We start from the raw sequence: 8404 nt of genomic DNA, 5'->3' as shown, positions 1-8404 counted from the left end.
CGTCAGCTCTCTATTCTAAAAAGAGTCATCCTTAACGGGGTGGCTCTTTTTTTTATCTTTTATTCCTAGTGACCTACACAGCAAATCCTATTGAAAGGATTTGCTCTTGCGCTGCCTTGAGGAGGAACAAGAGAAACACTGTTTCGCCCGACGCAAGACAAGAGCTGTGCTCGCAGTTAGCATGCAATTTTTACGGCGCTCAGGCCATCGTCAGCTCTCTATTCTAAAAGCTAAACCCCCTTACGCGAAAGTGTAAGGGGGTTTTCTTTTAGGTCTGACTTGATTTAATCAACTTATTACTGTATCAATTGCTATGATACTAAATCTACAAGGAAGCGCTGTGATACACGAAAGTTATTATTGGAAGCAACCTCTTTTAGAAAGCGTTATAAAATTTAAAGAGTGTGAAGCTCTCGAAGAAATCAATGAAGAAGTATATGTAAAAATTGAACAAGCTGTTTTTATCGGTTTTTATTCGATTAGGAAATTATTAGAGACAGAAACTAAAATTACTAGTAGCCTTAAAAACCAAAAGTACGATCTAGATTGGTTTTCACATGTAGGTGATAATGTTACTTTGCGAAATAACTATAAGATAGATGAGTTATATAATTTAAGTAAACCTCAATTAGAAAAGCGAGACCTATGGTTTATTGCGAGTAGAGTTATACATAGTTTTATTTTTAATCCTTACATAAACCAAAGTGGTGGATTCGATGGTATTATTTTCACTTCGGATATTGATAAAAACAAAAAGCTTTATATGTTATCTTTAGATCAACTAATAAAAATATTTGAAGCAGTCGGTAATGATTGTGTCGTAAAGGTAGAGTATAAGAAATGTTCTGAAACGGGCAAAGAATTTACGATTGCTACTTAGTTGTGAAAAATGCTCATAACGTGAAAGATTCAGATATTCCTTCTCTAATGAATAAATCACTTCGCTAATTGTTATAGTAAATAGGAAGTATATGCTTAAATCTTTCACAGTAAATAATATTGAAGAGCTTAAGCAACTTGAGAAAAAATTGTATGAATCAATGGATAAAACTCTATTGCAGATTAGCTCTGAAATTAATGAAAACACCTCACAAACGTTCTTTTCAAAAATGAAGTTTGGCGGTATAGGTTTTGATCCTTTAGATTCTAAGCGTGAACTGAATATAGTCGAGCAAATTAATCAATCTTTTACTTATTTAGCCTCATTTTACGCATTGGAACTTCTATTTACTGAATACCCAGAATTAGCTCCATTTAGACTTAATCTTGGAACTGCTTCAGGTTCAGATATTGAATCAGAATGTGGTAGATTAGCTGCTGAAGTTTTTGCTGCAGTGGCTCCTACAAGCAATCAGAAGCTTAAGAAAGACATTAATAAGGTATTAGAAAATAATGCCAAATTAAAATTTGTACTTTTTGTGTGTCCTAATTTTGAGTTAGGTCGTCAACTCAAGCTAGAGAGAGATGGTGTAATTGTGTGGGCATTAAAAGGTGCAAATACATTATAAATATTAAATAGAATTACAGAAGGGACTACTATGACAACCTCAAAAGTAACCTACCAAGGCGATTTACGCACCCAAGCCATCCATCTACAGTCGAATAATCAAATCATTACCGACGCGCCAATTGATAATCACGGCAAAGGTGAAGCGTTTTCTCCGACTGATTTATTAGCGACCAGCTTAGCCAGTTGCATGTTGACAGTTATTGGTATTAAAGCCCGCGATATGGACATTGATATTGCAGGTACTACCGCTGAAGTAACCAAAGTTATGGCTGCTGACCCAAGACGCGTGAGTGAAATACATATCATTGTAATATTCAACCGTGAACTTGATGATAGAACGCAAACGATATTTTATAACACCGCCCTGACTTGTCCAGTAGCTAAGAGTATTCATCCTGATATTACTCAGAACGTCACTTTTAGATGTGCAAAACTGCTTTGATAAGGTGATTACTATGGCTGCTAAAACGCTACTTATCGTCGCTCACGCGCCATCGCCCAATACTCAAAAATTGGCGCAGGCAGCTTTCGACGGTGCTAATCATCCTGATATAGATATCAACGTCATTTTGAAATCGCCGCAGGATACGCAGCCTGAAGATGTGCTGGCTGCTGATGCGTTACTGCTAGGTACGACTGAAAATCTGGCGTATATGGCAGGGCTGACCAAGGATTTCTTTGATCGTTGCTATTACCCTGTGCTAGAAAAGAAGCAAGGTATGCCATTTGCGGTATATATTCGAGCAGGGCATGATGGTACGGGTACTAAGCGTGCGCTCAAAACCATTACCACGGGATTGCGCTGGTCATGGATTCAAGAGGCGCTGATACTACAAGGTGATTGGCAAGATAGCTTTGTTGAGCAAGTAGAAGAGCTTGCTATGACGCTAGCAGCTGGGGTAGAGGCGGGTATTTACTAGTAGTGAGATGTTCGGCGATGACTGAGTTAATATTTGATGATGCTCATTAATCTATCGAAATCAATGCTAAGAAAATAATAGACGGTCTGGAGAGAGTAGTGATGCATGACGCTAATCTAAATAGTGACAATCTGAATAATAAAGTAGATATTTCTGCATTACCATTTTCTCAAGCGTGTGAAAATAATAAGCAGCCTATTCTAGAAATACTTCAAACAGAGCTACAAGGCTTTAGTCATGTGCTAGAGATTGGCTCTGGAACGGGACAGCATAGCGTTTACTTTGCGCCTAACTTGCCTGAGATACAGTGGCAGACCAGTGATGTCATTAACAATCACCGTCACATAGTAGCTTGGCACAATGCTTATCCTGCGCCCAATTTATCTCTACCATTGGCTTTTGATTTGGCGCATGACTCTGTACCTGTTAGTAGTCATTTAGACAGACCTTATGATGTGATATTTACAGCCAATACTTTGCATATCATTAGCTGGGATTTGGTTGGGCGGTTATTTGCATTGGCTAGTGAGGCATTATCTATTGACGGTAAGCTGATTATATATGGCCCTTTTAATGAGCATGGTAAATATACCAGTGAGGGGAATCAGCGATTTGATGCGATGTTGAGAGCAGGTAATCCTGACAGCGGCATTCGCGATAAAGAAGATATTATCAGTCTAGCAAACGCTCATTATCTACAGCTCTCTCAAACGTATGCGATGCCTGCCAATAATCAGCTATTGGTATTTCGGAAGAATTAAATGCTTAAGATTGCATAGAAAAAGACACCTCAATGGATCGTTATCAGATCTTAATTGAGGTGTCTTTTTGTTTGGGCTTGTTTACATTCTTACTTATTCAACTTGTGCTGTTAGGTTATTTATATTCTTCTGCTAAAAAGTCCAAGTAACGTTTCCAAGAGCGCTGATCGGCACGTGCATCATATCTATCGCTGCCAAATACGCTAAACGCATGTGGCGCGCCGCTATAGGTGACCATTTCATGAGGTACTTTGGCTGCTTCTAATGTCTTGCCTAAAGTCGCAAAGCTCTCTAGCGAGACTGATTGGTCAGCAGAGCCATGGAATACTAGGATTTCTCCCGTAGTTTTGTCATAGCTTTGACCGGTTGGAATATCGAAGGCACCGTGGAAGGGTACAAAGGCTTTTTGCTCAAAGCCTGAGCGTGCTAGCTCTAGAGCGACCGTACCGCCAAAACAATAGCCCATGGTAATGCCGTTACGCACATCATTGCCTTGTAGTTGTCCTGCCGTTAATGCCCCTGCCAATATGCGACGCATTTTATTACGATCATCATATAGCTCCCCAGTTAGGCGTTTGTTTTCTTCGATAGAAGTGGGGCGAACGCCTTGTCCAAACATGTCTGCCGCTAGTACGTTGTAGCCTTCAGACGCTAACATATCAGCACGTTTGCGCTCATAATCTGTCAATCCATCCCAATCATGAATCAGTAAGATAAAAGGTGCGTTTGGTTTATCCGCTTTGGCATAATAGCCTTCGTATGCTTGATCATCAACTGTATAAGTAACATTTTTGGTCGTGATAGCGGCAGCCGTTTGACTAAAAGTTAATGCCATTAGACCCATTGAAGCGCCCACTAGCAACGAGTGATAAGGTTTATTAGATGGAGATTTTAAAGTTGGTAGCATAATGGATCGCCTTATAGTTATATAAAAAGTAGTCGCATCGTCAAATTCATATAAATCCGCTACATCGTCATCCTCGCTAAGCATACTAATGTATAACTTGCGCTCGGTTTTCTTGTATCGAAATTATTTGAATTTAACGGTATAAGAAAGATAAATATAAAGCTAAAACCATGCCAATTTATTTATCGATAGTCTCTAGTACTTCATAAAAGCATACCTTAAAGAATAACTATATTACAAGATTCTATTGTTAACGTTGATGCTCTTTTAACGCCTTCTAAAATGCTGGTTCATAGCGACTGTAAACCTTAACCAAACATCAACAAGGTTTACTATATACGCAACTATATTTGACTTAATTTTTGGGTAGTATAAGTCCTAAGCCTATTATTCCTTTATGAATTTTAGTGCTTTATAAATTTAGCGCTAGGCAATGCTGAAGACACAGACAAATAATTGACAGATGAAGTCATCATTATCTCAAAGGATATCAAACCTGTGTAAGCACTCTTTTAGTGGTTTAAAAAGAGCACTCTCAATCTATTAGCTAGGACTTCTTATGAATAATAATATCGATCATACTGACCCCGCCAAAGACATGAATACTGAACGTGGCAACGGTGGCGAAACCCATCAACGCTCAGGCGATGACACCAAAGTATTGACCACCCAGCAAGGTGTAGCTATCGCTGATAATCAAAACTCTCTAAAAGCAGGTTCACGTGGGCCGACGCTGTTAGAGGATTTTGTATTACGTGAAAAAATCAATCATTTTGACCATGAGCGTATCCCTGAGCGTATCGTCCATGCTCGTGGTAGCGCAGCACATGGTTATTTTGAGCTGACAGAGTCACTAGAAGAATATACGACTGCCAAAGTGTTGACCGAAACGGGCAAGCAAACGCCATTATTTACGCGTTTCTCAACGGTAGCGGGTAATAAAGGCTCAAAAGATACGCCACGTGATGTTCGTGGTTTTGCTGTGAAAATATATACAGAAGAAGGCAACTGGGACATCGTTGGTAATAACATGCCAATCTTCTTTATTCAAGACGCTATGAAGTTTCCAGATTTGATTCATGCGGTAAAACCAGAACCAGATCGCGGTTTCCCGCAAGCAGCCTCTGCTCATGATACCTTTTGGGATTTTGTATCATTGAGTCCTGAAACCATGCATAACTTGATTTGGCTGATGAGTGATCGCGGTCTGCCACGTAGCTTACGCATGATGGAAGGCTTTGGTATTCATAGCTATCGCTTGATTAATAAAGATGGCAAAAGTACCTTTGTACGTTTCCATTGGAAGCCTGTACTGGGCGTACAGTCGACCACATGGGATGAGGCAGTAAAAATCTCAGGTGCTGATCCTGATTACCATCGCCGCGATTTATTTGAGTCAATCAACAACGGTGATTATCCTGAGTGGGAGTTTGGCGTACAGTTATTTACCGAAGAAGAAGCCAATGCGTTCCCGTTTGACCATCTCGATGCGACCAAACTGATTCCAGAAGAACTAGTGCCAGTAAAAGTCGTCGGTAAAATGGTGCTGAATCGCTATCCAGATAACTTCTTTGCAGAGACCGAGCAGGTAGCATTCTGCCCATCGCATCTGCCACCGGGTGTTGATTTTAGTAATGATCCATTATTACAAGGTCGTCTATTCAGTTATCTAGACACGCAGCTATCACGTCTAGGATCACCAAACTTTGCACAGATTCCTATCAATGCACCAAAATGTCCGTTTGCTAACAATCAGCAAGATGGTCATATGCAGATGCAAGTGCCTAAGACGCGTGTACTCTATGAGCCACAAAGCCTAGATCCAACCCGTCCTCGTGAAAGCGCTAAACGTGGCTTTAATTCGTTCCATGAGCAGTTGGATGATGGTGTAAAAGGTCGCGTACGTGACGAGAGCTTTGCAGATCATTATAGCCAGCCACGTATGTTCTACCGTAGTCAGACGACTATTGAGCAAGCGCATATTGCTTCTGCTTATGCGTTTGAGCTGGGTAAAGTAGATACAGCACATGTACGTACTCGTATGCTGAGTCATTTGATTCACATCGATGAAGACTTGGCCAATCGCGTAGCAACGGCATTAGGTATGGAATTACCAGAGCCAGCGGACGCAGCTGCACCTGTCCAAGACTTGGGAACCTCTAAAGCGGTACAAACTATTGGTCTGACGCCTGACAGTCTAAAAGGTCGTATGATCGGTATCTTGGTCGCAGAAGGCTCTAATAGTAGCGAAATTAAAAAGTTCGAAGATGCTGCTAAAGCGCAAGGCGCTAGCGTCAAAATCGTCGCGCCTAATAAAGAAGTTGTGTTGGATGATGGTACACGTATCCAAGCTGATGAGCGCCTCGCTGGTGGTCCGTCAGTGATGTTTGATGCCGTGGTTAGTATCATTATGCCAGAGCAGGCTAAGAAGCTAGCAAAAGACAGTGCAGCGCTAGATTGGTTCAATGATGCTTATGCTCATTGCAAAGCCATTGCTTATTGCGGTGCGACCGATGAATTTATCTTAAGCAAGCTGCCAATTGAAAAAGATGAATTTGTGACGCCATTGGCTGAATTAGATACCTTTATTACCAATGCCAAGTCTCGTCTATGGGAACGTGAGCCAAAGGTTCGTGACCTTGCATAATCAATAGGTAGGTAATCTCGACTACGATTTATTTTAAATACTAAATGTTTTCTTAAACCCAGCCTAAGCGCTGGGTTTTTGCTTTTTGATAATAAAGTGAGAGTGACCATGGATAAAACTATGCATGCAGTTGTTAATCGTTATTTATTAATCGTTATTAACTGCATTGTCTCTGTATACTGCATTGCTTTTGTATATAGTCACGAGCGTTCACTCAAAGTCGTTTTTTTTGGACTGACGGACGTTATACTAAAGATTGTCTATAAAATTGAATAAAAGCCTCACAATAATAACGATGAATGAGGTAGGGAATAACAATGAGTTTATGTGAAATCGTACGTTTAGAAGGCTATATCCAGAGTACCTACCTTGCGGTATATCCGGATAAAATCATGCTGCTAGACGGTGGCTGCCGTGCTGATGTGACGATGGTGCTTGATTATATTAAAACGACGCTAAAGCGACCGATCACTGATCTAAAAGTAGTGGTGGTCACACACATGCACCCTGATCATGCAGGCGGGGCAAATAAATTTCGACAAGAGACTGGCTGTCTTATTGTCTCAGCGGACAAGAAAGATCAGTGGTATAGCGGTATTGGTGGGCGAGCGATGCACTTCGTAGACATAAACCTAGGGTATTATGTGGCCAGACGTCAAGGGCGACCATTTAAAAACTTGTATTATTCTGCAAGCTTGAAACCAGATATCACGGTTAAAGATGGTGAGCTTGTGCCAAAGTTTGATGAATGGCAAGTTTTAGAAACGCCGGGACATACGGATCGTGATTTGTCTTTATTTCACCTGCCTAGCCGCCAAGTATATACAGCTGATTTGATCATCAAGCTACGCCATAAATTCGTTGCACCCTTTCCTGTCTATGACCCTAAAACATACATCCAGTCTTTACACAAGATAAGAGATTTGAAACCCTCAATGGTGATGATGGCGCATGGCCGAGAGCTGGCTATGGACACAGCAGATTTTGATCATTTTATTGCCCAAGCGCCCAAGCATCCACGTACGATTAAGGATACGATCAAGCATAAATTGCTATGGAGAAAAGGAGGTAACTTTAGACTCTTTAAGCGTAGGCGTGATTGATAGCTATCAATGCTCATAAATCTACATTCATAGAAAGACAGTCGAAAAAAAGCCCAGTCACAAAATGACTGGGCTTTCTAAATATGGTGGGCTGTCCGCGACTCGAACGCGGGACCAATTGATTAAAAGTCAACTGCTCTACCAACTGAGCTAACAACCCTGAAGAGTGTATAAAAAGCATTTGCTTTTTAACTCTGCAAAAGAAAATCCTACGTAACGAACTTTCTAAAAACTAAACATCTTAACGATGTCTTTTAAACTTATCTTTATTGGTCTACTACCGGATAGGGTAGAACGATTCATAAAGATCAAACTAAATATGGTGGGCTGTCCGCGACTCGAACGCGGGACCAATTGATTAAAAGTCAACTGCTCTACCAACTGAGCTAACAACCCTAACGTTTAAAGTGTTTGTATCCCTAAACGTGAGAGCACATTATATATATAATTAAGACAATTACAACCCCGTATTAGGAAAAAAGTGTAAATCTCTCGTAAAACTGCATATTTCTTTGATTTTTTATCATCATTTCGATATTTCATACTGAATACTTGG

Annotated in this window: 8 protein-coding genes and 2 tRNA genes; 7 read left to right on the top strand and 3 right to left on the bottom strand. The window is 40.5% G+C overall.

Features of this window, described 5'->3' with window-relative positions:
- The first annotated feature begins 340 nt into the window (after positions 1-340).
- From JMY08_RS09940 to JMY08_RS09920, 5 genes are all read left to right on the top strand, one after another.
- Positions 341-880 carry a hypothetical protein gene (locus JMY08_RS09940; RefSeq protein WP_201593117.1) on the top strand — a complete coding sequence of 180 codons (540 nt, stop codon included), beginning with the start codon at positions 341-343 and terminating at the stop codon, positions 878-880.
- A gap of 91 nt (positions 881-971) precedes the next feature.
- Positions 972-1508 carry a hypothetical protein gene (locus JMY08_RS09935; RefSeq protein WP_201593116.1) on the top strand — a complete coding sequence of 179 codons (537 nt, stop codon included), beginning with the start codon at positions 972-974 and terminating at the stop codon, positions 1506-1508.
- Between the two features lie 30 nt (positions 1509-1538).
- The gene (locus JMY08_RS09930; RefSeq protein ID WP_201593115.1) at positions 1539-1952 is read left to right on the top strand and encodes an OsmC family protein; all 414 of its coding nucleotides are present in this window, start codon (positions 1539-1541) and stop codon (positions 1950-1952) included.
- A gap of 13 nt (positions 1953-1965) precedes the next feature.
- The gene (locus tag JMY08_RS09925) at positions 1966-2430 is read left to right on the top strand and encodes a flavodoxin family protein (protein ID WP_201593114.1); all 465 of its coding nucleotides are present in this window, start codon (positions 1966-1968) and stop codon (positions 2428-2430) included.
- Positions 2431-2531: 101 nt separating this feature from the next.
- Complete coding sequence (locus JMY08_RS09920) at positions 2532-3191, top strand: DUF938 domain-containing protein (protein ID WP_201593113.1); 660 nt, start codon at positions 2532-2534, stop codon at positions 3189-3191.
- 115 nt (positions 3192-3306) lie between these two features.
- On the opposite strand, the gene JMY08_RS09915 is transcribed toward JMY08_RS09920, so the two are convergent.
- Entirely contained in the window at positions 3307-4098 is a 792-nt protein-coding gene (locus tag JMY08_RS09915) for a dienelactone hydrolase family protein (protein ID WP_201593111.1), read from the bottom strand.
- A 559-nt stretch (positions 4099-4657) separates the two neighbouring features.
- On the opposite strand from JMY08_RS09915, the gene JMY08_RS09910 reads away from it, so the two are divergent.
- Together JMY08_RS09910 and JMY08_RS09905 are read left to right on the top strand one after the other, a co-directional pair.
- Positions 4658-6745: a catalase gene (locus JMY08_RS09910; protein ID WP_201593109.1), complete on the top strand. Its 2088-nt coding sequence runs from the start codon at positions 4658-4660 to the stop codon at positions 6743-6745.
- A 317-nt stretch (positions 6746-7062) separates the two neighbouring features.
- A complete protein-coding gene (locus JMY08_RS09905; RefSeq protein ID WP_201593107.1) occupies positions 7063-7848 on the top strand; it encodes an MBL fold metallo-hydrolase in 786 nt (261 codons plus the stop codon).
- A gap of 84 nt (positions 7849-7932) precedes the next feature.
- On the opposite strand, the gene JMY08_RS09900 is transcribed toward JMY08_RS09905, so the two are convergent.
- Positions 7933-8008, bottom strand: a tRNA-Lys gene (locus JMY08_RS09900).
- A gap of 160 nt (positions 8009-8168) precedes the next feature.
- Positions 8169-8244 (bottom strand) — tRNA-Lys (locus JMY08_RS09895).
- Positions 8245-8404: the final 160 nt, after the last annotated feature.

Origin of the sequence: Psychrobacter sp. Pi2-51, assembly GCF_904846665.1 — a bacterium.
Classification (GTDB): Bacteria; Pseudomonadota; Gammaproteobacteria; order Pseudomonadales; family Moraxellaceae; genus Psychrobacter; species Psychrobacter glaciei.
This window is presented reverse-complemented; position numbering and strand designations above follow the sequence as displayed.

What these genes read in the sequence shown, in the direction of transcription:
- JMY08_RS09935 (WP_201593116.1), top strand. Translation starts at nt 972, where the DNA reads ATGCTTAAATCTTTCACAGTAAATAATATTGAAGAGCTTAAGCAACTT.
- JMY08_RS09930 (WP_201593115.1), top strand. Translation starts at nt 1,539, where the DNA reads ATGACAACCTCAAAAGTAACCTACCAAGGCGATTTACGCACCCAAGCC.
- JMY08_RS09925 (WP_201593114.1), top strand. Translation starts at nt 1,966, where the DNA reads ATGGCTGCTAAAACGCTACTTATCGTCGCTCACGCGCCATCGCCCAAT.
- JMY08_RS09920 (WP_201593113.1), top strand. Translation starts at nt 2,532, where the DNA reads ATGCATGACGCTAATCTAAATAGTGACAATCTGAATAATAAAGTAGAT.
- JMY08_RS09915 (WP_201593111.1), bottom strand. Translation starts at nt 4,098, where the DNA reads ATGCTACCAACTTTAAAATCTCCATCTAATAAACCTTATCACTCGTTG.
- JMY08_RS09910 (WP_201593109.1), top strand. Translation starts at nt 4,658, where the DNA reads ATGAATAATAATATCGATCATACTGACCCCGCCAAAGACATGAATACT.
- JMY08_RS09905 (WP_201593107.1), top strand. Translation starts at nt 7,063, where the DNA reads ATGAGTTTATGTGAAATCGTACGTTTAGAAGGCTATATCCAGAGTACC.